Source organism: Azohydromonas caseinilytica, from assembly GCF_012927045.1.
Taxonomy (GTDB): Bacteria; Pseudomonadota; Gammaproteobacteria; order Burkholderiales; family Burkholderiaceae_C; genus Azohydromonas; species Azohydromonas caseinilytica.
Genome location: NZ_JABBFW010000038.1, coordinates 20381 through 42830, shown reverse-complemented (window position 1 = coordinate 42830; position 22450 = coordinate 20381). Strand labels below are relative to the sequence as shown.

General features: G+C 70.2%; 22 protein-coding genes. 9 read left to right on the top strand and 13 right to left on the bottom strand.

The genetic code is table 11. From position 1 onward, the window contains the following. Nucleotides 1-166: 166 nt before the first annotated feature. From HHL10_RS27560 to peaA, 8 genes are all read right to left on the bottom strand, one after another. Nucleotides 167-787 (bottom strand): fibronectin type III domain-containing protein, encoded by a 621-nt coding sequence (locus HHL10_RS27560; RefSeq protein ID WP_169163623.1) that lies wholly within the window; start codon nt 785-787, stop codon nt 167-169. 722 nt (nt 788-1509) lie between these two features. Next, nucleotides 1510-2877, bottom strand: a complete 1368-nt coding sequence (qhpG, locus tag HHL10_RS27555) for a flavin-dependent monooxygenase QhpG (protein WP_169163622.1) — start codon at nt 2875-2877, stop codon at nt 1510-1512. Beyond that, nucleotides 2870-3532: a subtilisin-like serine protease QhpE gene (gene qhpE, locus HHL10_RS27550; RefSeq protein ID WP_169163621.1), complete on the bottom strand. Its 663-nt coding sequence runs from the start codon at nt 3530-3532 to the stop codon at nt 2870-2872. The genes qhpG and qhpE overlap by 8 nt, the downstream gene beginning before the upstream one ends. After that, entirely contained in the window at nt 3529-5274 is a 1746-nt protein-coding gene (locus HHL10_RS27545) for an ABC transporter ATP-binding protein (RefSeq protein WP_169163620.1), read from the bottom strand. The genes qhpE and HHL10_RS27545 overlap by 4 nt, the downstream gene beginning before the upstream one ends. A gap of 7 nt (nt 5275-5281) precedes the next feature. Next, nucleotides 5282-6394: a quinohemoprotein amine dehydrogenase subunit beta gene (gene peaD / locus HHL10_RS27540; protein ID WP_169163619.1), complete on the bottom strand. Its 1113-nt coding sequence runs from the start codon at nt 6392-6394 to the stop codon at nt 5282-5284. 40 nt (nt 6395-6434) lie between these two features. Next, nucleotides 6435-6755, bottom strand: a complete 321-nt coding sequence (qhpC, locus tag HHL10_RS27535; protein ID WP_169163618.1) for a quinohemoprotein amine dehydrogenase subunit gamma — start codon at nt 6753-6755, stop codon at nt 6435-6437. Further along, entirely contained in the window at nt 6752-8185 is a 1434-nt protein-coding gene (gene peaB / locus HHL10_RS27530) for a quinohemoprotein amine dehydrogenase maturation protein (RefSeq protein WP_169163617.1), read from the bottom strand. The genes qhpC and peaB overlap by 4 nt, the downstream gene beginning before the upstream one ends. Before the next feature lie 37 nt (nt 8186-8222). Then, nucleotides 8223-9857, bottom strand: a complete 1635-nt coding sequence (gene peaA, locus HHL10_RS27525; RefSeq protein WP_169163616.1) for a quinohemoprotein amine dehydrogenase subunit alpha — start codon at nt 9855-9857, stop codon at nt 8223-8225. A gap of 375 nt (nt 9858-10232) precedes the next feature. Here peaA and HHL10_RS27520 point away from each other — a divergent pair, with 375 nt between their 5' ends. Further along, the gene (locus HHL10_RS27520; protein WP_169163615.1) at nt 10233-11264 is read left to right on the top strand and encodes a helix-turn-helix domain-containing protein; all 1032 of its coding nucleotides are present in this window, start codon (nt 10233-10235) and stop codon (nt 11262-11264) included. A 35-nt stretch (nt 11265-11299) separates the two neighbouring features. Here the strand turns inward: HHL10_RS27520 and HHL10_RS27515 are convergent, their stop codons facing one another. Beyond that, nucleotides 11300-12121 (bottom strand): TorF family putative porin, encoded by an 822-nt coding sequence (locus tag HHL10_RS27515; RefSeq protein ID WP_235971836.1) that lies wholly within the window; start codon nt 12119-12121, stop codon nt 11300-11302. Here HHL10_RS27515 and HHL10_RS27510 point away from each other — a divergent pair. The 7 genes from HHL10_RS27510 to HHL10_RS27480 all read left to right on the top strand — a co-directional run bounded on the left by HHL10_RS27510 (nt 12120) and on the right by HHL10_RS27480 (nt 17937). Beyond that, a complete protein-coding gene (locus HHL10_RS27510; RefSeq protein ID WP_169163613.1) occupies nt 12120-12365 on the top strand; it encodes a hypothetical protein in 246 nt (81 codons plus the stop codon). The genes HHL10_RS27515 and HHL10_RS27510 overlap by 2 nt on opposite strands. Nucleotides 12366-12396: 31 nt before the next feature. Continuing rightward, entirely contained in the window at nt 12397-13425 is a 1029-nt protein-coding gene (locus tag HHL10_RS27505) for an AraC family transcriptional regulator (protein ID WP_169163612.1), read from the top strand. Nucleotides 13426-13626: 201 nt separating this feature from the next. Further along, on the top strand, nt 13627-14877 hold the full coding sequence (locus HHL10_RS27500; protein ID WP_169163627.1) for an MFS transporter: 1251 nt from the start codon (nt 13627-13629) through the stop codon (nt 14875-14877). A gap of 174 nt (nt 14878-15051) precedes the next feature. Continuing rightward, nucleotides 15052-15285 carry a hypothetical protein gene (locus HHL10_RS27495; RefSeq protein ID WP_169163611.1) on the top strand — a complete coding sequence of 78 codons (234 nt, stop codon included), beginning with the start codon at nt 15052-15054 and terminating at the stop codon, nt 15283-15285. Between the two features lie 129 nt (nt 15286-15414). After that, on the top strand, nt 15415-16218 hold the full coding sequence (gene amrB / locus HHL10_RS27490; RefSeq protein WP_169163610.1) for an AmmeMemoRadiSam system protein B: 804 nt from the start codon (nt 15415-15417) through the stop codon (nt 16216-16218). Further along, nucleotides 16215-17288, top strand: a complete 1074-nt coding sequence (amrS, locus tag HHL10_RS27485; RefSeq protein WP_169163609.1) for an AmmeMemoRadiSam system radical SAM enzyme — start codon at nt 16215-16217, stop codon at nt 17286-17288. The genes amrB and amrS overlap by 4 nt, the downstream gene beginning before the upstream one ends. A 409-nt stretch (nt 17289-17697) precedes the next feature. Then, nucleotides 17698-17937, top strand: a complete 240-nt coding sequence (locus HHL10_RS27480) for a hypothetical protein (RefSeq protein ID WP_169163608.1) — start codon at nt 17698-17700, stop codon at nt 17935-17937. Between the two features lie 11 nt (nt 17938-17948). Here HHL10_RS27480 and HHL10_RS27475 read toward each other — a convergent pair whose 3' ends face one another. After that, nucleotides 17949-18974: a methyltransferase gene (locus HHL10_RS27475; RefSeq protein ID WP_169163607.1), complete on the bottom strand. Its 1026-nt coding sequence runs from the start codon at nt 18972-18974 to the stop codon at nt 17949-17951. Nucleotides 18975-19299: 325 nt separating this feature from the next. Between HHL10_RS27475 and HHL10_RS27470 the strand changes: the two genes are divergently transcribed. Then, nucleotides 19300-19812 (top strand): hypothetical protein, encoded by a 513-nt coding sequence (locus HHL10_RS27470; protein ID WP_169163606.1) that lies wholly within the window; start codon nt 19300-19302, stop codon nt 19810-19812. Between the two features lie 55 nt (nt 19813-19867). Here HHL10_RS27470 and HHL10_RS27465 read toward each other — a convergent pair whose 3' ends face one another. From HHL10_RS27465 to HHL10_RS27455, 3 genes are all read right to left on the bottom strand, one after another. Then, a complete protein-coding gene (locus tag HHL10_RS27465) occupies nt 19868-20179 on the bottom strand; it encodes a cupin domain-containing protein (protein ID WP_169163605.1) in 312 nt (103 codons plus the stop codon). 81 nt (nt 20180-20260) lie between these two features. Further along, nucleotides 20261-21274, bottom strand: a complete 1014-nt coding sequence (locus tag HHL10_RS27460) for an AI-2E family transporter (protein WP_169163604.1) — start codon at nt 21272-21274, stop codon at nt 20261-20263. Between the two features lie 85 nt (nt 21275-21359). After that, nucleotides 21360-22310 carry a cytochrome c oxidase assembly protein gene (locus HHL10_RS27455; protein WP_235971834.1) on the bottom strand — a complete coding sequence of 317 codons (951 nt, stop codon included), beginning with the start codon at nt 22308-22310 and terminating at the stop codon, nt 21360-21362. Nucleotides 22311-22450 lie beyond the last annotated feature (140 nt).

Genomic DNA, 22450 nt, shown 5'->3' with positions numbered 1-22450 from the left:
CACCAGCGCAGTCCTTCACCGATCGCCGTCAGACGCAGCCAAGACCGCGTTCATTGCGATACCGCGGCAGGACTTGAACCTCGGCGCGCTGGGTAGCCTCCGAAAACTCTGCCGCCCACGCTCCTAGATCCGGCGCAGCCCTGGAAACAGCCTCCCGCCCTGGAATTCAGGGAATCTTCTTGGTGGCTTCGGCCGAATAAGCGCTTTCCTTGCCGGAGGCATCGACCGAGGTCACCGCGAAATAGTAGGTCTTGCCGCCGGGCAAGGACGGGATGGAATAGGTGGTGTTGGTGACGTACAGCCCGGAGCCCTTGGGCTGGTTATAGGCCTGCGGCGAGGTGCCGTAATACACGCGGTAGCCGGCGACACTGCCCGAGGGCGCGCTCCAGCTCAGCAGCGCCGAGCCGGTGGTCGGCGCGGGGGCCGAAACGGACTCGGTGTAGTGATCACACTGCTTGCGGATGCCGGGGGCGGGATCGGCACCGAAGGTCGCGACGCTGCAGGTCACGGTACCGAGAATGTATTTGCCCACCCATTGCGTGCCCGTGCCGAAGCGCACGTAGCGGCTGCGGCCCAGCGCGAAATAACCGCCCTCGTCCGCCAATTTCGTCCAGGTACCGGCGGAGGTGGGCGTTACCTCGGCGGCAATCTCCACGGCATTTTCCGTATCCGACATCGCGGCCTGCGCCTGAGCCTCGGAATCGCCGCCACCACAGGCGCTCAGAAGGGTGGCCATCGCGAGCGCGGAAAGCAGTGCGATGTTCTTGTGCCGGATCTTGGATTGCATGGTGTCAGTAAATTCAGACCAAAGACTGCCCAGGCCGATCCGGGAAGGACAAGCCGGGAACGATTATTTATTTCGTCCGCCGAAAAGCCAGGATGGGTACAGCCTCAGGCACGAAATGCCCGCGCCATACTCCCGCCCGACGCTTTCAAGCTCCAGAAACTCATGGGGATATGCCCGCATTTCGACCGAGCCCGGCCAAAATGAAAGGGAGGTGTTACAGGATGCACAACGCCTGCGGCACGCAGCCGCAATGCAATGACGGCAAGCCGTTAAGCCGCCGCCGCACGTCCACCCTTTTTCACGCCACAGGTCGTGAAACCAATCACGGATTTTGACCTAAACTTTCAGAATCTTGGCGCATGAGATGGTGTCGGAATGCTGCCGGCCCGAACCCGCAAGGCTTTACCGACCAACACTTCAGAGAGGTAAACGGAGTTTTTTTATTACTTAACTCACACTTTGGTTCAACATCACCAAAATTATCAAGGCCAACGCGATAAGTGGAGAATGATTTTCCCGTCGCTTCCGCAATCCTGGACCAAACCAAGGAAAACGAAATTCCGGCATTGGTCGATAATCGAAACTACTGGCCGCTTGCCGCTCCAATTAAATAACCATTGAAAATGCAAGCGGCCTATTGCCTCCAAGAAGCAATAGGCTCACGGCGGTGGCGAAGGCGCGGCGCGTGCGGGCCGTGGCGCCCGTCGCGTCATCCGCCCGCCTCAAGCGGCGGCTGTGCGGTCGAGCCGGTGCGCGCGCAGCCAGTGCAGCGCCTGCCGCACCGCGTCCGGCGCGCCGCCGAGCTGCCGGGCGAGCTGCGGCAGGTCGGGCTCGGCCGGGCCGGCCTGCAGCGCCTCGTGCAGGCGCGGCAGCTCGATCCCGCCGAGGAAGCGCACCCCGCGCGGGTGCTCCGGCGTGCGCACCACGCGCCGCTCGACGATGAAGCCGTCCTCCACCACCGGCTGGCTCACGAAAGCCGCACCGGCTGGCGGCTGCGGCGCCGGGCTCAGCAACGGTATGTGGCCGAGCGCGTGCACACCGCGCCAGAACGGTTCACCGGCCCAGCGCGTCTCGGCCGCGTAATGCCCGGCCGCCGTGCGCAGCCGCTCCAGGAAGATCTGCCGGATACGGTCCTCGTGATAGCCACGGGCCAGCGTCGCCAGCGCCGGGCGCTGCAGCAGCGTGCGGATCGTCGGCGCGGTGGCCAGGGCGCCGGACAGGGCCTCGAACAGGCCGTGGCCCGACAGCGGGTCGCAGGTGTAGGCTGCATCGCCCACGCGCAGCCCGTCCTCGAGGCCGCACGCGCCGCGCCAGACGGTCTGGATGCCGCGCACGCCGATGTCACCCGCCGGCTGCAGCGGGCCCAGCAGCGCGTGCGTGGCGGACAGCCGCGCCAGGGCCGCGGCATGCGCCGCGTCCGCATCGCCGCCCTGCGCCTTCAGGCGCTGCGGCTGCATGACGAGCTGCACCGTGGCGGCGCCGTCGGCGTCCAGCGTGCCCCAGGCCCAGCCGTCGGCAAAGGATTCGGTGAAGGTGCTGCGCCGGCCGCGCCGCTGGGTGCGGAAGGCGCGCGTCAATGCCAGCGCCGGCGCGCCGGCGTAGCGGTCCGGCGCCCACTTGGGCGCGCTGCGCCCCCGGCTCTCCACCACGAAGCGCGCCGTCGTCATGCGCGGTACGCCTGGGGCATTTTCCCAATGGATGCGCCAGTCGCCCGGCCCGCGGTGCTCGGCCTGCCGCACTCGCCCGTCTTGCAGCGCCACGCCGGCCTGCCGCGCGTCCCGGGCCAGCGCGGCGTCGAAGGCTTGGCGCTCGACGATGAACTCGCCGTTCATCTCCACCTGCGCGCCGGCCCAGCTCGACAGCCGCCGCCAGGGCGCGCCGGCCAGCGCCAGCGCGGTGTCGCAGCCCAACTGCCGCAGCCCTTGGGCCGCCCGGTGCGACAGGCCCTCCACCGCCGGCTGCAGCCGCGGCCGGCCGATCACCAGCGGCTGCAGTCCCAGGCGCCGCAGCGCCAGGGCCAGCATCAGCGCGGCCGGGCCGGCGCCCAGGATCACGATGTCCGCCTCCGCGGCGCTCCTCACTTCAGGCATGGCGTCGCTCCGGTCCCACCCGGCTGGCTTCTTGAAAACAGTGCTGGCGCATGGCCAATGCCGGCAGGCCCTGCGCCAGCAGCGCTGAGGCCCGGCCGCTGAAGCGCGCCGCGGCGTAGCTGGCGCCGCCGCCCCGGGCCGGCGCGCCAGGAACCAGGAAGGGGCAGGCGCCGACATCCACCTCCGGCTGCCCCAGCCAGGACAGTTCACCCGGCCCGCAGCGCGCATCGCCCGACACCGCGATGCAGTCCGCATACGCCGCCGGCCACACCGGTCCACCGCGCGCCGGCGCCGCCGCCACAAGCAGCACGCCGGCCGCATGCGCCGCGGCACAGGCCCGCTCCAGCGTCGCGCTGCGGGTGCGAAGGCCAAGACTCATGTTGACCAGGTCCACGCCCTGGCCGACGAGCCAGTCCAGCGCCGCCACCACGTCGTCCACCCCGGCGTCCAGGCGCTGGTGAAACACCCGGGCGCCGAGCAGCCGCGCCGTGGGCAGGCCTTCCAGCACCAGCCGGGCCACATTCGTGCCGTGGGCGAGCGCGGCAGCGCCGAAGGCGTCCGGGCTCGGGCCACCGAAGCTCCTCACCGCCTCCACCGAGGCTGACAAGGCCGGCGCCACGCCGCCGTCAATCAAGCCGATGCGCACCGTCTTCATGAGCGCTGCTCCACCGCCGGCCCCGGCAACTCGATCACTTGGTCGAACTCGCCCTCGTGCGTCGAGCGGTGCGAGACGACGATGCGCGTGCAACCGGGCAGCAGCGCGCCGATGCGCCGCAGCGTGCGCAGCTCCAGGGCCTCGTCCAGCGCCGAGGTGCCCTCGTCGATCACCAGCACCGCCGGGTTCATCAGCAGCGCCCGGGCCAGCGCCACGCGCTGGCGCTGCCCGCCCGAGAGCGTGGCGCCGCGCGGGCCCACGACGCTGTCCAGGCCCTGTGGCAGCTGCGGCAGGAACTCCGTGACGCCGGCCGCCTCAGCGGCGCGCTCCACCGCCTCGCGGGTCGCCTCGGGCCGACCGTAGCGCAGGTTCGCCTCCAGCGTGCCGCCGAACAGCGCCGCCTCCTGCGCCACCACCGCCACGCGGCGGCGTAGCGCGTCCCGATCCAGCGTGCGCAGGTCGGTCCCGTCCAGCAGCACCCGGCCCTGGTCAGGGTCGAAATGCCGGTGCAGCAGGTCCACCAGCGTGGACTTGCCGCAGCCCGAGGGGCCGCGCAGCAGCACCCGGCTGCCGGCGGGGATGCGGCAGCTCAAGGCCTCCAGCGCGGGGCGGGCGCTGCCGGGCCAGGTGAAGCGCAGGTCGCGCAGCTCGATCTCGCCGCGCAGGCCGTCCAGGCCCGCGCCGCCCGGCCGCGGTGCCACGTCCGGCTGGCGGGCCGTCAGGTCCGTGATGCGCTCCATCGCCACCTTGGCGCGCTGCCAGGCCAGCACCAGCCCGGTGAGCGTCTGCACCGGCGCGCTGGCGCGCTGCACGCAGCTGGCGAAGGCCACCAGCAGGCCCAGCGTCACGGCCTCGCCGCGCAGCATGGCGAGGCTCCCGGCCACGAAGATGCCGATCACGCCCAGCGACACCAGCAGCGTCGGCAGCCCGCCGCCGAGCTGTCCGAGCAGTTGCAGCCGCAGCGACTCGCGCCGCAGCGCCGCGTGCAGGGCGGCCAGCTGCTCGCCCTCGCGCGCCTCGGCCACATGGGCCTGGATGTGCTTGACCGCGCCCAGGCGCTCGACCAGGAAGGACGACACCTCCACCCCCGCCTGCCGCGCGCGGCGCGACAGCGCCTCCAGCCGCGGGCGGATCAGCGCGCTCAACAGCGCGTTCAACGCCACCAGCACGGCCAGCATCAGCATCAGCTCGCCATTGAGCAGGCCCAGCACCAGCACCGTGCCGACGAGCGTCAGCACGGCGTTGAGCGCGGTGAGCATCGAGTCGATGGCGAAGCGCTGCACCTCCCCCAGGTCGCCCTCCAGCCGCGCCATCAGGTCGCCCTGGCGCGCCTGGGCATGGAACGCGGGCGAGAGCGCGAGCAGGTGCGCGAACAACGCTTCCTTGAGGCCATGCAGGATGCGCATCGAGGCCAGCACGTGCAGGCGGCGGCAGGCCAGGCCGATGCCCAGCGCCGCCAGCGCCAGCGCCACCATGGCCGCGCCGCTGCGCACGATGGCGCCGGCGTCGCGCGCCAGCACGCCCTCGTCGATCAGCGCCTTGGTCAGCAGCGGCTGCGCCAGGCCGGCGGCCACCGCCAGCAGCGACAGCGCCAGCACGGCCAGCAGCTTCCAGCGCTCGCGCCACAGCAGCGGTTGCATCCAGCCGCGCAGCACGCGCAGACCGCGCGCGTCCGGGCCGTTGCCGGCCTCAGTTTGGACCGCGGGCCAGGCCGCGGCGCGATACAGCCCCCGGGCAGCCATGGCGTCCTCAGCGCTTGACCACGCGCAGCGAGGCGATGGACTGGTCAGCGTTGCCCGGCATGTTCACCGCGCCCAGCTTCTTCATGCTGCGGCTGTCGTAAAAGGCGACCACGCCGCCGGCGCCGCCGAGGTAGACCTCGCTCCCGTCGGTGGACATGTTGACGCTGTAGAAGGAATGGTCCAGGTCCACGCGCTCCGACTTGCCCGTGCGCAGGTCGGTGCGTGTGAGCTGGTTGAACACGGTGAACACCTCGTCGCGCCTGACCGGGTTCACGACCGAGGAGAACAGCACCACCGAGGCGTTCTCGAACTCCTTGAAGCGCACCTGGTCGGTGGCCAGGTCCAGGGTCCAGAGCCCGGCCTTCACCGCGTCGGGGCTGTCGGGCTTGCGGTCGGTGCGCGGCACGAAATACGGCGTGACGAAGACGTTGCTCTGCTCGCGCTGCAGCCAGAAGTTCAGCGTGTCGGCCTGGCCGAAGTGGGGTCGCTGCCAGGAGCGGAAGGGGTGCGAGCCCTGGACCGCGCCGGTCTGCGGATCGAGCTTGAGCATCTCCCAGCCGAAGGCGTAGAGCGTCTTGCCGCCCGGCGCCCACAGCAGGTTGGACACGCGCCGCGGCGCCGGCAGCTTGCGCACGGGCTCGGCGCCCAGGCCGGAAGCCGTGTCGTAGACGGCGATGTGCGGCTCCAGCGGGCGCAGCTCGCCGGGCAGGATCTCGTTGCGCACGGTGTAGACGGCCAGCTCCTTGCCATCGGGGCTGATGTCGATGCCGTTGAAGGATTTGCCCCGCACGGCGCCCTGCGTCAGCTCGGCGCGGAACACCTCCTTGCCACTGTCGATCTCGATGCCGGAGACGGTCTCCCAGTGGTTGTGCAGCACGTAGGCCACCCGGCCGTCGGGCGAGATGGCGATGGCGCCGGGCCCGTGGCTCCTGGAGCTGTTGGGCAGCGGATGGGCATGGACGAGCCTGCGCTCCTGCGCGTCGATCACCACCAGCGTGCCGGGACGGCAGGCGGTGACGATGTAGTCCTTGGCGGCGGCGGCGCCGGCCAGCGCCGCCAGCAGCGCGGCCACGCCGGCCTGGAGGGCGGCCTGATGCCAAGTGGGTTGCGTGTTTCTCATGGGGTTTCCTCGACAACCGAAAGCTGGAAAAGCCGCGGGCTCACTTGGGAAACACCGAAGGCAGCTTCGCCCAGTCCTGCGCGGCGCTGTCCACGCCCTCGCTCCAGCCGCGGTGGCTGTTCATGCTGTCGGGCACTTGGGCCGGCCACCAGCAGGGGTCGGAGCAGCCGTAGAGGTCGGCCTCCATGGGCTGGCACAGGCCGGCCACGCCGCCGAAGGCGTCCAGCTCCCAGCCGGGGTCGAAGGTGGTGGTGCAGCCCACGACGGTGGTGGACAGCGCCACCACCTTCTCCACGCCCTCCTCGTCCGGGGCCTGGTCGATCTGGTGGGCTTTCTTGTTGAGGGGCTTGAGGCGGTTCACAGCTCGGTGCTCCTGTGGCTGACGTGGCGGTGCAGAAAAGCGGGGTTCTTGTCCATGAGATCCAGGTAGATCTCGATGCCGAAGTCCACCCACTCGCGCAGCAGCTCGCAGTAGTGGTAGACGGGCGAGTGCGGATCGCTGAAGTGCGCGTAGGACTCGTGGTAGCAGCCGCCGGCACAGAGGTTGCGGATGCGACAGGTGGAGCAGCCGCGGCCGGAGCGGTCCAGCGCGTCCTCCAGGAAGCGGCCGAGGGCTTCCTTGGCAATGCCCTCGCGCACGTTGCCGAAGGTGGGCAGCTCGGAGCCGGTGAAGCGGTGGCACAGATTGAGATCGCCCTGGTGGTCCACCGCCAGCAGGCCCAGCCCCGCGCCGCAGGGCAGCGCCTTGCGCCGGCCCTCGTAGAGGTCGCTCATGAGCTGGTGCATGTTCGAGAAGCCGATGTTCTCGTTGCGCAGCGCGGCGTCGCGGTAGGCGCGGCCCAGGCGCTTCATGGACTCGAACAGCGCGCGCAGCGCCTCGCCGTCGAGGTTGAAGGTGTCCACCGGGTTGCTGGTCACCGGCGCAAAGCCCACCTCGGCAAAGCCCAGCTCATCCTTGAGGTGGCGGTGGATGGCCTCCACGTCGGTGTAGCCGGCGCTGAGCGTGACGCGTGCGCCCACCGGCTTGCTGCGGTAGCGCGACAGCAGCAGCCGCGTCTTGGCCGCCACCACCTCATACGTGCCTGCGCCGCCGATGGTCTTGCGCCGGCGGTCGTGCACCGCCTGCGGGCCGTCCATGCTGATGGAGATGCCGAAGCGGTGCGCATCCAGCCAGTCGATCAGCGCCTCGGTGAGCAGCGTGGCGTTGGTGGTCAGCGACAGATCCAGCGCCTTGCCCTCCTCCGCGCAGCGCCTCTCGGCGTACTCGGTGGCGGCGCGGATCAGCGGCATGTTGCTCAGCGGCTCGCCGCCGAAGAAGACGATGCTCACGCGCTCGCGCCGGGCCCCTTCGCGCAGCAGCAGCTCGATGGCCTGCTGCGCGGTGTCCAGCGCCAGCTTCTGGCCCTTGCTGGGCGTGGTGAGGTCTTCCTTGTAGCAATAGGTGCAGCTGAGGTTGCAGCCGGTGTTGACGTTGAGCACCAGCGTGCTGAGCGGGAATTCCGTTACCTTCACGTCCGGGCCGGTGTCGGGCACGGCCGGGTCCGGGCGCAGCACGCCCAGGGCGCGCAGGTCCTCGATGGCGCCGCTGACCGAGGCCGGCGAGGCTTGGCCGTCGAAGCGCCGGCGCAGCTCCTCGGCATGCACGGTGGAGAGCGGGCGCACGAAGTCCAGCACCTCGGCGGTGACGGGATCGAGATCGAACAGGCCGGTGCTGGGGATGTGCAGCAGCACGCGGCGGTCGGGCAGCTTCAAGTCGTGGAAGCTGTGGGCATCGACATGCAGGGGGGCCATGGCGGGTCTCCTGGTGAATGGCTTTCGGCTCGGGGCTTCAGCGGATCGGCGGGTCGTTCCAGCGCTGGACCGTCACGTACAGCGGCACGGAGGCGCTGAGCTGGCGCCGGCCGTCGCTGACCCTGGCGGTGGCCTTGAGCTCGCCGGCGTTGTTGGTGCCGAACCTGCGCGCCGGGTTGGGGCCGGCATCGGCGGGCCAGAACAGGCCGTTGGCCTCGATGCGGCCCACGGCGAAGTCCAAGTCGCCCATCTCCGCCGCCGCGGCATGGAGGTTGTCCAGCGACCACTGCGCCGGCAGCGCGCCGATGCGGATGTCATCCTTGGTGCCGCGCTTGCCGTCGGGCCCGGACGCATAGCCAATGGCTTCCAGTTGCGCCGGCATCTTCGCGCGCGAGCCGCCGTTGCCGCCGAGGCGCGCGAAGGGGTGCTCGGGCTCCACCTTCACGTAGTCCACGCGCCGGTACACCGGCAGCCCCCCGGCAAGCAGCGCCTCGCCCACGCGCACGCTGCGCAGCCCATCCCTGGCGCCGCTTCGGGCCGCCACTTCCACGACCAGCCTGTCGCGCTGGCGCTCCACGACCTTCAGCACGCGCAGGTCCGGGCCGAGCTGCAGGTCACCGTCTAGGTTGGCGCCGTGGATGGTGAGTTGCCGGGTCTCGCCGGCACGCAGTGCCGCGGGCTGTACCGACAGGATGACGGCCGGGCTCTGCGCCTCGGCGCGCACTGCCACCAGGTCGCCGCCCAGCACGTCGTTGTCCGCGGCAAACCAGCGCCCGGCCATGCGCTGCCCGCCCGGCTCGATGCCCAGCACCTGCTTCACCTCCCCGGTTTCGCCCTGGCGCAGCGAGGCGCGCCATTCGTGCTTGGTGTAGACGAGGCTGCGGCCCTCGGCCTTCTCCACGCGCCCGTCGGCGTAGCGCAGCGTCATGGCCACGGCGTAGCGGTCCTCGCCGCCGGGCTGGATCTGGGCCTCGCCCTCGTAGGCGCCCCAGCCCGGCCGGTAGCCGGCCACGCGCCAGCGCCCGCTGGGATCGGCCGCCGGCGCCGCCTGCCACGCGCGCCAGGCGGGCGTGTCATAGGTATTCAGCTTCGCCAGCACGCCCACCACCTCCTTCGAGGCGATGTCGAACCAGTTGCGGTCGCGCCCGCCGGCCGAATACTCGATGGACGGAAATTGCCCGACATGGAAATTCACCAGCCGGCCCCAGTCCTGCGGCGTGCGGCGCTGCAGCTCGATGCGCGCCGCGGAATGGCAGCGGGTGCAGGTATCGGCCACCACCTGGCTGGCCGGCGCACGCTCCAGGAAATTCGGGCGCCGCTCCAGGATGTAGCGCCGGTCCTGCGTTTCCTGCGGCGCCAGGCCGAAATTGTCGGCCAGGTATTTGACGACCGCCTGCCGCTCCTCGGTGCTCAATTTCACGCCATGCGCATACTCCATGCGCACCACCGTCATGTCCCAGCCTTCGGGTGTGCGGCGGCCGTCGCTGATGCGGAACCAGCGGTTTTCACCCTGCGCCGCGTGGCAGGCCACGCATTTGGTATTGATGAGGTCTTGGCCCGACAGCACCGATTCCGCCGACCAGGCTGGCCCGGCGCCCAGTGCAGCCAATAAGCCGGCCGCCGCCAGCGCGACGGAATAAGCCTTGGACAAGCGATTCGAAACTCTGTACATGGCGGGCCTGTTGCGTGGTGAATGGAGACTTTCAATATCCGGCACCGCGGTGCACCGTTCGAGCGTGCGACGCACCGGGCCAGTGCAGGCACTTTAGGAATTTGACGGGGCGCGGGGTATCGCAAAACGGCCAAGCGCCGAGCCGGACTATCAAGAAACGGCCAAGCTGAAACGGCGCAAGCTGCGGGCCATCCCCAATGGCATTCCGACGGCCCGCGTCTATGCTTGGCAGCGGCAAAACCACTAAAACGCACGCCCTACGGGACGTGACGCTACCCCCGCCGCGTCACTCAAGGCGCCCTTGCCGGCCTGCAGTTATTCCTCCATGGCGTATCTCTTGCGTACCGGTAGCGCAGCCCAATCAGCAGTCACACCATGCACAGTTCTGTTTCAACTGCGTGGCCCCGGCCCGGTGCAACGCGCACCAGCCTGATCCGCTCCACCGAGGCGGAGGACCCTTTTCTCCAAGCCCGCAGCCTGGACCGCTGGTCACAGGAATACACCCAGCTCACCAGCGGCCTGTTTTTAGGGCGGACCGTGGATTTGTCCCTGGGTCCGGTCCAATTGTTCCGCGAGACCATGAACCAGGCGGTGGACCAGAAAAGCCATCCGCTGTCCGAGGCTTATACGGTGGGCATGGCATTTCAGGCCGGGGGTACCTGGCAAAACAGGGAATTGGGAGCCGACACGCTGTTCATATTGCCGCCGGGCGAGCCGGCCCGGCTGCGCACGCCCGCTCATTCGGACATCGTGGTGGCCACGATCGACCGCCTGGAATTCCAGCGCCAGGCCCAGCAGGAACTCGGCGTCGAAGCCGATTTCCTGTTCCAGGGCCCCATGGCCCGCCGCCTCGACGGCGCGGCCGCGGCGCGCTTCCGGGCCACGCTCAACCGGTTTCTGCTGTGCGCGCTCGATGCACCGCAAACCCTCGATGCCGCTGCCGCGCGCAAAAGCATGGCCGATGGCGTCATCCAGGCCTGCCTGCAGGCGCTGAACCAAGGAGCCGAGGCGGAAAAGCCCTCGCGCGACGGGCACCGGGTGCATCGCGCCATCGTGGAGCGGGCCCGGGAACACATCCTGGCCCACCGCGAAAATCCGCCCACCGTGGCCGACCTGTGCGCTTACCTGAACATGAGCCGACGCGGCCTGCATTACGCCTTCATGCAGGTGCTGGACATCAACTCCGTGACCTTCATCCGCAACGTGCGGCTGCACGCGGTGCGCCGGGCCCTGCTGCAAGGGGCGCCCTCGGTTTCCGCCGCGGCACGCGAATGGGGTTTCTGGCACCTGGGCATGTTTTCCTGCTACTACAAGGAATTATTTGGTGAGCTGCCCTCGGAAACCACCAAGAAATCTCCTCAGCTCAAACCCGTGCGCTGGCTGGCCACTGACCTTGTACTGAATTGATTGAAGGGGCCGGACATTTCATCCGGCCCGGCATTTCAGAACGAATGGCTGACGCTGGCCAACCATTGGGTGCCCACCACGTTGCGCCCACGCCCGTCAGCATCGAAAAAAGTCCATAACGGGACACCATCCTTTTCAGCGTGACCATTGTGATGGCTGGCACTCAAGGACAATTGCCAAGGCCCGATCGTGCGGGTCAGGCCTAGGCGTAGATCGGTGAAACTGTAGTCACCCAGCTCATGCACATCCTGCCGCCCGGCATGGAGATTCAATACCCAGCCCGGCGCCAGCTCGGGATTCCAGTTCAATTCCAGGTACGTCGAGCCTCGCGTGGAGGCTTCCCTGCCGGTAAAGGGGTCGAAAGCCAGGCCCGCAAACCGCTTGCTGATCGCGTAGCTGGCTGCGGCGCTGACACTGCCTTTTGACAATCCCAGCTTCAGCTCCTGCGTGTCGTACTTGATGCGACGGCCATCGACCGCGTAATAAGCGCCCGGAAACCAGTAGCTGAAAATGCCCAGGTCGGCCACATAGCCGCCACCCAACTCCTGGCGATAGCCGCCGTACAGGTCGATCTCCGAGCCCGAGCCGTTGTTGTAGGCGGCATGGGAAACGCCGGAGCCCCAGAGGCCGGCATACCAGCCGCTGGCATGGGAGAAATCCACGCTGGCCTGGACCGTCGGTTTGCCCTGGGTTTGCGAGATGCCGCGAAACAGGTATTGAGATATCAGCGCGACGCTGCCGCTCGTGGTCCACGCGGCGGCAGTATCCTGGTTTTCTGCCTGCTGCGCCTGCGCGCCGGCATTCAGCATGAAGACGCCGGCCAGTGCCGCGCCCACGAAGGTGGAAAGGGAGGTCATGGAATATTTCCTTTTGCGCATGGCGCCGTCTTCACCGAAGAACGAGGTTTTGGAAGGCAGCGCTTTTCAGCGTCCGGCCCGGACTGCCTGGCAAGTCCTGCAACCTGGACGTGGAATCAATATCGGGGCCCGGCAGACGAGCGGGTATCAAGAAACGGCAAGGCAGGCGGCGGCACTGTCGGGATTCGGCCAGACATCCGCCGGAGCCGGGGCACTGGAGGCCATGGCCGTGGGCGCCACCTAGAATCCCTGCCTTTTTCGGAACGGCCCAGGGCATGACCGCGGCGCAAGACAAAGGCACGATCTCCATAGGCCTGGTGCACGAGGCACTGCAGGTAGCCATGGAACGCGGCCTGGATGTGCGCGCGGTGCTGGAGCAAGCCGGCATCGACGCCGGCCTGCTGGACGCGCCCAGGGCGCGCGTGCCGGCGCTGGCCTATGCGCGGCTGTGGGCGGCGCTGGCCGATGCGATGGACGACGAGTTCTTCGGCATGGACCGCCACCCCGTGCGCCGCGGCAGCTACCGCCTGATGTGCCACGCCGTGCTGAGCTGCGACACGCTGGGCCACGCCCTGCAGCGCATGCTGAGCTTCCTGCGCGCGGTGCTGGACGACCTGCACGGCGAGCTGCGCGTCGAGGGCGAACACGCCCTGCTCATCGTCCACGACCACGGGCCGCCGCGGCGCATGTTCGCCTATGCCACCTGGTTGATGCTGGTGCACGGCCTGGCCTGCTGGCTGGTGCGCCGCCGCCTGCCGCTGCTCGACGCCGCGTTCCGCTGCCCCGAGCCAGCCGAGGTCGCCGACTACCGCACGCGCTTTTGCGAGCGGGCCAGCTTCGGCGCGCCGCTGACGCAGGTGCGCTTCGACGCGCAGCTGCTGGAGCTCAAGGTGGTGGAGAGCGAGGACAACCTGCGCGCCTTCCTGCGCGGCGCGCCCGCCAACCTGCTGGTCAAGTACCGCAACGAGGCCAGCCTCAGCGCCGCCATCCGGCGCCGGCTGCGCAGCCAGGGGCCCGACGACTGGCCGGAGCTGGACGAGCTGGCCCGCAGCCTGGCCATGTCCGGCACCACGCTGCAGCGCCGCCTGCGCGACGAGGGGCTGAGCTACCAACGCCTCAAGGACGAGCTGCGCCGCGACATCGCCATCGAACTGCTGTGCAGGGCCGCGTTGCCCGTGGCCGACGTGGGCGCGCGCGTGGGCTTCCAGGAAACCAGCGCCTTCCACCGCGCCTTCAAGAAGTGGACCGGCGTCAGCCCCGGCCTCTACCGACGCGGCCGCCACGGCGCCACCGCCGAGGCTTGAGCCGGCGGCTACGCCGTGGCGGTGGTCCAGCGGATTGGCTGTCCCGCTGGATGGGACCGGCGGCCTCTGAACGGGAATAAGTAGAAACCCTAGGCCGTCTGCGACTTGCTGCACCGCAGCAAACTCGGACGGCGCTCATGGTCGGAGTCGAAGGTGGTTTTGGCAGGGCGCGTGTCGCTGTCGCCCAACCCCGTCCTGCCCATGCATTCATCCCCGTCGCTGTCCGCTTCCTCGTCTTCCGCTGCGTCTTCCTCTCAAGCCGTTCCGGCCGCCGCCGCCGCGCAGCGCCAGCGGGCGTTCTGGCCGGCGGTGGTGGCGCTGGGCGTCGGCGGCTTCGCCATCGGCACGGGGGAGTTCGTGATCATGGGTTTGCTGCCCGAGGTGGCGCGGGACCTGGGTGTCAGCATTCCGCAGGCCGGCCATGTCATCAGCGCCTATGCGCTGGGCGTGGTCCTGGGCGCGCCGGTGCTGGCGGTGCTGGCCGCCGGCTGGCCGCGCCGGACCCTGCTGCTGGCGCTGATGGCGCTGTTCGCCCTCGGCAACTTCGCCAGCGCCCTGGCGCCGGGCTACCTGTCGCTGAACCTGCTGCGCTTCATCGCCGGCCTGCCGCACGGCACGTACTTCGGCGTGGCCGCGCTGGTGGCTGCCGCGCTGGCGCCGCCGGAGCGCCGTGCCAGCGCGGTGGGGCTGGTGATGTCCGGGCTGACCAGCGCCACGCTGGTCGGCGTGCCGATCGCCGCCTGGCTCGGCCAGCATGTGGGCTGGCGTGCGGCCTTCGTGCTGGTCGGCGCCATCGCGGTCCTGGCCTGCGTGCTGGTGCGCCGCGGCGTGCCGGACCTGCCCGCCGCGCAGGGCGCCAGCCCGCTGCGCGAACTGGGCGCGCTGGCCAAGCCCCAGGTCTGGCTGACGCTGGGCATCGGCGCCATCGGCTTCGGCGGCATGTTCGCGGTGTTCAGCTACATCAAGCCGACGCTGATCGAGGTCGCCGGCCTGTCCATCGACGCCATGCCGCTGATGCTGGCGCTGTTCGGCATCGGCATGGTGGTGGGCAACCTGGTGGGCTCGCGGCTGGCGGACAAGTCGCTGCGCGGCACCATCGCCGCCCTGCTGGTGTGGAACGCCGTGGTGCTGGGCAGCTTCGCGTTCACGGCCGGGCAGCCCGTCACGGCCTCGATCAGCGTGTTCCTGATCGGGACCATCGTGGCCATCGCGCCGGCGCTGCAGATCCGGCTCATGGACGTGGCGGGCGAGGCGCAGACGCTGTCGGCGGCGCTCAACCACTCGGCCTTCAACATCGCCAACGCCCTGGGCGCCTGGCTGGGCGGCGTCGCCATCGCGGCCGGACTGGGCTGGACTTCCACCGGCTGGGTCGGCACCGCGCTGGCGCTGGGCGGCATGCTCATGTTCGCCGCCTCGCTGCTGCAGGAGCGCCGCGCCGCGCGCAGGGGCTGAGACGCTGCGGCTGGCCCATCCCACTCAGGCATTTGCGCGATCTCCTGCAGCGGTTACATCCTCGAACACAGTCAATAGGGTAAACCCTAAGCTGTTCGTTTATAATTGCTGCATAGCAGCATGAAACTGCCGCATGGGGAGAGCGTTTCTCCCTCACCGAGTTGGGAGGTTTCCATGATGTATTCGAGCTTTGACATCGGCACGGTCCGTGTTCAAGCCAAGCCGGTGTCCGCACCGGTGGCCGCCGACGGCGTGAAGCGTGCCCTGCGCGCTGCCTGGAACCTGCTGGAGCGCCTGGGCCGGGCCCGCGCCCGCCGCGAGATGCTGCAGGTGGCCCGTGAGCTGCAGGCCAGCCGCCCTGAGCTGGCCGCGCAACTGCGCCGCACCGCCACGCAGAGCTGGCTGTAAGACGGGGACGGCGCCTCGCGGCAGCGAGGCGCCCGGGGCGCTGGGCGAAGCGCCACAACCCTGCCGCGGACAGTGTTCCGCGTTGCTCCCGCCGACCGCGCTGGGCACAGTCGGCACCAGGAGTTCGCCATGCCAGCGCTGCGCCCTGCCGTCGTGGACGGCCTGTTCTATCCCGCTGCGCCCGCGGCGCTGCGCGAGGACATCGATGCGCTGCTGGCCGGCGCGCGCGCGCCGCAGCCGTCCCGCCCCCCAAAACTGCTGATCGTCCCGCACGCCGGCTACAGCTACTGCGGGCCGGTGGCCGCCGCGGCCTATGCGCTGCTGCAAGGACTGCCAGCTCACGGCGTGCGCCGCGTGGTGGTGCTGAGCCCGGCGCACCGGGTGCCGTTGCGCGGGCTGGCGGCGCCGACGGCGCAGGCCTTCGCCACGCCCTTGGGCGAGGTCCCAGTGGATCAGGCGGCGCTCCAGGCACTGGCGGACCTGCCTCAGATCCGCCGCGACGACCATGCGCATGAGCACGAGCACGCCATCGAGGTGCAACTGCCCTTCCTGCAGGCGGTGCTGGACGACTTCTCGCTGGTGCCGCTGGTGGTGGGCCGCGCCGTTGCCGACGAGGTGGCGCAGGTGCTGGAGCGGTTGTGGGGCGGGCCGGAAACCCTGGTGCTGGTCAGCTCCGACCTCTCGCACTACCTGCGCTACGAGGACGCCCAGGCGCTGGACCGGGCCACGGTGCAGCGCCTCCTGGCGCGTGACGCCACCCTGCAGCCGCACGAGGCCTGCGGCGCCGCCGCGATCAACGGCGCGCTGCTGATGGCGCGGCGCCATGGGCTGTCGGCCCGGCTGCTGGACCTGCGCAACTCCGGCGACACCGCCGGCGACCGCGAGCGCGTGGTCGGCTACGGCGCCCTCGCCTTCCAGGAGGCCGATGCATGAGCGGGCACCCGGCGCGCTGGTGGCACCGGCTCGACGATGGCCGCCTGCAGTGCGACCTGTGTCCGCGCGACTGCAGGCTGCACGAAGGGCAGCGCGGGCTGTGCTTCGTGCGCCGGCGCGTGGACGAGGCCATGGTGCTCACCACCTACGGGCGCAGCTCGGGCTTCTGCATCGACCCGATCGAGAAGAAGCCACTGAACCACTTCCTGCCCGGCTCCAGCGTGCTGTCCTTCGGCACCGCCGGCTGCAACCTGGCCTGCCGCTTCTGCCAGAACTGGGACATCTCCAAGAGCCGCGAGATGGACCGCCTGATGGACCAGGCCTCGCCGCAGGCCATCGCCCAGGCTGCACGCGCGCAGGGAGCGCACAGCGTGGCCTTCACGTACAACGACCCGGTGATCTTTGCCGAGTACGCCATGGACACCGCCGACGCTTGCCGGGCACTGGGCATCCACAGCGTGGCGGTGACGGCGGGCTACATGCACGCGGCGCCACGGCGCGAGTTCTACGCCCGCATGGACGCCGCCAACGTGGACCTGAAGAGCTTCAGCGAGGCCTTCTATTTCAGGCAGACCGGCGCGCACCTGGCGCCGGTGCTGGACACGCTGCGGTACGTGCACCACGAGACGCGCTGCTGGCTGGAGATCACGACCCTGCTCATTCCCGGCCTCAATGACGGCGACGCCGAGCTGCGGGCGCTGGCGCGCTGGGTCGCCGACGAGCTGGGCCCGGAGGTGCCGCTGCACTTCACGGCCTTCCATCCGGACTACAAGCTGCGCGAGCTGCCGCCCACGCCGGCGGCCACGCTCACGCGCGCGCGCCGCATCGCGCAGGACCACGGGCTGCATTTCGTCTACACCGGCAACGTGCATGACGCCGAAGGCGGTACGACGTATTGCCCGGGCTGCCAGGCCGCGCTGGTGCAGCGCGACTGGCACCTGGTGACCCGTTGCGAGCTGCAAGCCGACGGCTTGTGCCCGCATTGCGGCACGCGCGTGGCCGGGCATTTCGGGCACGTCGAGCGCGGATTCGGACGGCGCCGCATTCCGGTGCGCATTGGCCTGGCTTGAGGCCCTTGAGGCTGACCAACTCAAACCGAAAAACCGGTTTCTCGCGCCCCATGGAAGGGGCTGAACACCGTCCATCGAGGCTCAACCACACCACGGCTGCCTCAATTTTGGGCACACCCCTCCAACCTCAATGAAATCAATGGCTTGCGCACGCCGCGTGCAGGTACACCACAGACTTGTCCACAGCGGCGGGGGGTAACTGCCGTCGGCACGCGGGCCGCGCGGCCCGCCGGTGCAAGACCGGCGCCGCATGGACTCCAGGGCGGGCCTGTTCGTGGTCCGCAACAGCGCGCCGCCGTCATTCGTGAACAACTTCACGGGGTCGGACCGAGACGGAGTCCCGCGTGTCCCGGCCCCTGAGTGGCATCAATACCCTTGGGCGACTCCAAGAAGTAATGAGGACCAGCCGATGAGCGCATACCGACAGTTCACCGTTTCCTTCTCCACGCCCGAGGGCGAGGAGCAGTCCGCACGGATCGAGCTGTCGAGCAGCTGCGCCGCCCTGGCCGACAACACCCTGCTGGACAAGGTGCTGGCCGACGCGCTGCTGCGCTGGGAAGAGGTGTCCGGGGTGGAGGTCGTCGCTGTCGAGCTCAAGGAGCGCGGGCTCCAGCTCAACGGCTCGGAAGAGCAGGCCTGCCATGCCTGAAGTTGCGCGGGCTACTTGTAGGCCACGGCCGCGCTGCCCGGACCGGCCAGCGGAATCACCTCGGTGCGCGTGAAACCCACCTCACGGGCCCAGCCGGCGAAGTCCGCGCCGGTGTAGTCGAAGGCGTCGCCGAACTCGATGAGCATGTTCAGCGACATCAGCAGCCCGAAGGCGTTGTGGCGGCGCTCGTCGTCGATCAGGTTGTCCACCGCGATGAGGCAGCCGCCCGCGGGCAGCGCCGCGTAGGCCTTGCGCATGAGCTGCAGCTTCTTCTCCAGGTTCCAGTCGTGCAGGATCATGCCCATCGTGATCACGTCGGCCTGCGGGAAGTCGTCGCGGAAGAAGTCCAGGGGCCGGGCCTGCACGCGCGCGGCCAGTCCACGGCGCTCGATGTGGCGGCCGGCAATCACGCTCACCTCGGGCAGATCCAGCGTCGTGCAGCGCAGGTGCGGGTGGCGCGCGGCCACGATGCATGACAGCTGCCCCGTGGCGCCGCCGATGTCGGCCAACGTGCGGTAGGGGCCGAAGTCGAACTTCTGCGCCAGCAAGCTGAAATTGCCCGCCGAGATGCCGCTCATGGCGGCCATGAACTGCTCCAGCCGCGCCGGGTCCTCGTACAGCTTGGCGAACATCGGCTCGCCGCTGTGCTTGATCTCGTTTTGCGGCTGGCCGGTCCTGAGCGCTTCGGTGAGGTCACCCCAGAACGGGTACAGCCGGGCGTTGGCCATCTCCAGCATGCCGCCGATGTAGGCCGGCGAGCCGCGGTCGAGGAAATGCTGGGTCTCGGGCGTGTTGCTGTAGGCCGCCTGCTCGCCCCGGCCTTCGCGGCGCAGGAAGCCCAGGGCCAGCAGCGTATCCAGGAAATCGGGCACCGCGCGCGGATGCAGCCCCAGCTGCCGGCGCAGTTCCTCGCCGGTGCGCGGGCCGTCGGCCAGCGCCGTGAACAGGCCCAGCTCGACGGCCGACAGCAGGGCCTTGGAGCCCCAGAAGGCCGTGCCGGTCTGCAGGATGCGGTCGGGGGACAGGGAAGCGGTCATGGGAGTCTCCTTCGCGTGCGGTGCGTGGTGCCTGGACGGCGTGCAGCGGCGCTGCAACGGGGAGGCAGTGTCCGCAGCGCGGTGCCCGGGCGCATCGCCCGGAGGGTGGCAACCGGCTCCCGCCGTCGGGCCCCTCTTGCGGGCCGGCAGCCGCCATGCAAGCAGGGCCCGCCCGCACAGGCCGTTTCTGAGCGCCACGCTCCCACCCCTCGCCCGGTCGGGCGGCATCACGGCTCACCGCTTGCTGTGACCCGGACCACACCGGCCAGCGCCCGGGCCGCCGCCCGCACGCTCCGGTCGTCCCCGGCTTCACGAGGAGTGAGACATGCAGGCAGCAGACAGGGTTCGGGGCGTGCTGGCCGCGCTGGCCCTCGGCACGGCGGCCTTGGCGCAGGCCCAGACCGGCGGAGACGCGGGGGGCAGCAGCGGCAACCCCAGCGGCAACAGCACGCCGACCGGCCCGGGCGGCAGCAGCGGCGGCGCCATCGTGGTGGCGCCGCCCCAGGGCGGCTCCGGCCTCGGCGGCAGCGGTGCCCCGGTCGCGCCGGGCCAGGCCGGCCAGCGCGACGGCGGCTCGGGCACGGGCCTGGACATCGACGGCCGCGTCATCGACGGTGCCAACGGCGGCGGCAAACCGCCGGCCAGCAGCAAGACGGTACCGGACAAGCGTCCGGGCACGGGCGGACACCCGGGCAGCGGCTCGGCCGGGAGCGGCAGCGCCACGACCACCAGCCCCTCCACGCCTCCGGCTTCGACACCCGGGCGTGGCGGCAGCCCTGCGCCGACCGGTTCGAACAGTTCAACGGATTCGACAGGAAGCAGCAGCGGCGCGCGCTGACGCCTTCAGACTCCCGGTCGCGGCCCCGCCCGCGCGCGTCACAAGCGCATCGGGCTCACACCGAGCCTTCCTTCTCGACCACCAGCACCCGGGCCGCTCCGCGCGGATGCGCCACGTGCTCGCAACCCTCGTCCGCGAAGAAGACGTCCCCGGTCTCCAGCACGGTTGAGCGCTCAACGCCCTCGACGCGCCAGCGCATCTCCACGGCGCCGTCGAGCACCGCGAACACCTCCTGGCCGTCGTTGACGTGCCAGCGGTAGGGCTGGTCGGTCCAGTGCAGCCGCACGGTGGTGCCGTCCATGTTGGCGATGTCCAGCGCGCCCCAGGCCCGGTCGGCCTGGAACTCCTTGGCTCGGACGATCTTCATGCGCTCTCCTTCGGATTCGTGATCAACGGTCCGCAAGTATGCGCAGGCCCGCGGACGGCCGAGTGGGAGGTGCCGGGCCGCTCAGGCGCGTTCGCCCTCGGCAGCCGGCTGGCGCTGCGGCTCGGCCTGCGGCTCCCGGTCGCCCAGGACGTCCTCGACGTAGAGCTTGGTCACGAACACCCGGGCCACCACCATCATCGGCGTGCCGAAGACCACGCCGACCGGTCCGAACAGCACGCCGAAGATGAGCGTGGACAGCAGCGTCAGCACCGGCGGCAGCCTCACCGCCCAGCGCTGCACGAAGGGCTGCAGCAGGTACTCCTCGACCTGCTGCAGCGCGAAGAACAGCAGCGCCACGTGCAGCGCCGCGCGCGGGCCCTCGATGAAGGCCAGCAGCACTGACAGCACGCCGGCCACGATGGCGCCGAAGAAGGGCACGAAGGTCAGCAGCCCCGTGATCAGGCCCAAGGCCAGCGCCAGGGGCGCGCCCAGCAGCGCCAGCCCGACGGCAGTGGTCACGCCCAGGAACAGCATCGAGAGGCCCTGCCCCAGCAGCCAGCACCCCAGTGCCTGGCCGCTGGCGTCCAGCGCCCGCACCGCGCGCTGGCGGCAGGCCGGCGGCACCAGGCGCAGCGCGCCGCGGCGATAGCCCTGCACGTCGGTGGCGAAGTAGACGCTGACGATGGCCATCAGCACCACGCTGCCCACCGCGCCGAGGGTGGTGGTCGTGGCCGTGGCCAGCCAAGTGCCGGTGCTGTCCGAGCTCATGGCGCTGCGCACCACCTCGATCAGCTGCTGACCAAGGGCATGGCTGCTCAGCCAACGGTCCAGCAGGGTCAGCGCCTGCGGCAGCTCCTGGCGCAGCCGCGAGAGCTGGTCGGCCAGGGCCCCACCGGCAATGGCGAACACCGCGGCGAGCAGCGCCAGCACCAGCAGAGCCGCCAGCAGGCCCGAGCGCTGGGGCGAGAGCCTGAACCGGCGCTCCAGCCGCCGCGCGATGCCGCGCAGCACCGCCGCGAGCACGATGCCGCCGAAGACGAGCACCACCACGTCGCGCAACAGCCACAGCAGCGCCAGCAGCAGGACGACGGCCACGGAAAGGGTCAGCTTCTGCGGGAAGGTCCGGGTGTCTTGAGGTGCGGCGGGCATGGTGATGGAGGGCGCGGGGCGGGCCGGGCGCTCAGCCTCCCGGGCTCGTGGTCGAGAGCGTACGGGCGGCATCCATCCAGCGCGCGAACAGCACCAGGGCCGCCACCATGTACACCACCCCGCCCGGCACCCACATGATCAGGCCGCCGAGCTGCTGGTCCTCCAGCGCGCTCAGGCCGCCGTGCGCGGCCTGGGCCGCGTACACCGGGTACCAGAGGCGTTCCGACATGGTCAGCAACGCGCCAAGCACCGCCGTGTGCAGCGCGGTGGTGAACAGGTAGAAGACGGCCACGCCCTGCCGCGAGCGCCCGCCGCCGGCCTGGAACAGGCCCCACCAGAACAGCAGCGCCGAAATGAAGAAGCTCAGGTGCTGCAGGTCGTGCACCCCGTCATGGCGTACGGCGGCCTCGAACAGCACCGGTGCATGCCAGGCCCACAGCACCACCGCGTGCAGCCACCAGGCCGTCAGCGGCGCGCCGAGCACGCGCACCAGCGCCTGCAGCCCGGACTGGCGCGTCCAGCGCGCGGCCGGCGAACGCCAGCGCTGCGGCAGCCCCCACACCAGCGCGGCCAGCGGACGGCCCAGCACCAGCAGTGGCGCAGCCACCAGCATCAGGACCTCGTGCTGGACCATGTGCAGCCAGAAGCGCTGCTCGCCCAGCGCGTCCAGCGGCGACAGCACCGCGGCGCCCGTGGCCAGCCAGCCCAGGGCGAAGCCCGCGGCCTCCCAGCGCCTCAAGCCGGCGCCGACGCCGGCCCCGCGCCACAACCGCGCAATGCCCAGGCCCGCCAGCGCGCCCACGGTGAGCCACAGCGCCCACAACCAAGCCTGCGGCGCCCAGGCCTGCCACAGCGGCCGGGTGTCTGCATGCCCCACGGCATGGGCAGCGACCATGGGCGCGGCCAGAGCAGCCAGCACCGGCAGCGCCTCGCGCAGGCAGCGCAGCCAGGGCATCGCGGCGGACGGTGGAGGTGCGGGCATACCGGCGGTCCAAAGGCGCCCCCCTGGGGGCAAGCCCCATTCCCAGGCTGCGGCGGTCACTGCCTGTGTCAACCAGCTCATGGCCCCGGTGCCTCGCGCCCTGCGCATGGAGCAGCAAGAGAGCAATCAGCGCACGGAAT

Excerpts from the sequence above, each read along its gene's own strand:
- HHL10_RS27560 (WP_169163623.1), bottom strand. The coding sequence starts at position 787 with ATGCAATCCAAGATCCGGCACAAGAACATCGCACTGCTTTCCGCGCTC.
- qhpG (WP_169163622.1), bottom strand. The coding sequence starts at position 2,877 with ATGCCTGAAGTGAGGAGCGCCGCGGAGGCGGACATCGTGATCCTGGGC.
- qhpE (WP_169163621.1), bottom strand. The coding sequence starts at position 3,532 with ATGAAGACGGTGCGCATCGGCTTGATTGACGGCGGCGTGGCGCCGGCC.
- HHL10_RS27545 (WP_169163620.1), bottom strand. The coding sequence starts at position 5,274 with ATGGCTGCCCGGGGGCTGTATCGCGCCGCGGCCTGGCCCGCGGTCCAA.
- peaD (WP_169163619.1), bottom strand. The coding sequence starts at position 6,394 with ATGAGAAACACGCAACCCACTTGGCATCAGGCCGCCCTCCAGGCCGGC.
- peaB (WP_169163617.1), bottom strand. The coding sequence starts at position 8,185 with ATGGCCCCCCTGCATGTCGATGCCCACAGCTTCCACGACTTGAAGCTG.
- peaA (WP_169163616.1), bottom strand. The coding sequence starts at position 9,857 with ATGTACAGAGTTTCGAATCGCTTGTCCAAGGCTTATTCCGTCGCGCTG.
- HHL10_RS27520 (WP_169163615.1), top strand. The coding sequence starts at position 10,233 with ATGCACAGTTCTGTTTCAACTGCGTGGCCCCGGCCCGGTGCAACGCGC.
- HHL10_RS27510 (WP_169163613.1), top strand. The coding sequence starts at position 12,120 with ATGGAATATTTCCTTTTGCGCATGGCGCCGTCTTCACCGAAGAACGAG.
- HHL10_RS27515 (WP_235971836.1), bottom strand. The coding sequence starts at position 12,121 with ATGACCTCCCTTTCCACCTTCGTGGGCGCGGCACTGGCCGGCGTCTTC.
- HHL10_RS27505 (WP_169163612.1), top strand. The coding sequence starts at position 12,397 with ATGACCGCGGCGCAAGACAAAGGCACGATCTCCATAGGCCTGGTGCAC.
- HHL10_RS27500 (WP_169163627.1), top strand. The coding sequence starts at position 13,627 with ATGCATTCATCCCCGTCGCTGTCCGCTTCCTCGTCTTCCGCTGCGTCT.
- HHL10_RS27495 (WP_169163611.1), top strand. The coding sequence starts at position 15,052 with ATGATGTATTCGAGCTTTGACATCGGCACGGTCCGTGTTCAAGCCAAG.
- amrB (WP_169163610.1), top strand. The coding sequence starts at position 15,415 with ATGCCAGCGCTGCGCCCTGCCGTCGTGGACGGCCTGTTCTATCCCGCT.
- amrS (WP_169163609.1), top strand. The coding sequence starts at position 16,215 with ATGAGCGGGCACCCGGCGCGCTGGTGGCACCGGCTCGACGATGGCCGC.
- HHL10_RS27480 (WP_169163608.1), top strand. The coding sequence starts at position 17,698 with ATGAGCGCATACCGACAGTTCACCGTTTCCTTCTCCACGCCCGAGGGC.
- HHL10_RS27475 (WP_169163607.1), bottom strand. The coding sequence starts at position 18,974 with ATGACCGCTTCCCTGTCCCCCGACCGCATCCTGCAGACCGGCACGGCC.
- HHL10_RS27470 (WP_169163606.1), top strand. The coding sequence starts at position 19,300 with ATGCAGGCAGCAGACAGGGTTCGGGGCGTGCTGGCCGCGCTGGCCCTC.
- HHL10_RS27465 (WP_169163605.1), bottom strand. The coding sequence starts at position 20,179 with ATGAAGATCGTCCGAGCCAAGGAGTTCCAGGCCGACCGGGCCTGGGGC.
- HHL10_RS27455 (WP_235971834.1), bottom strand. The coding sequence starts at position 22,310 with ATGCCCGCACCTCCACCGTCCGCCGCGATGCCCTGGCTGCGCTGCCTG.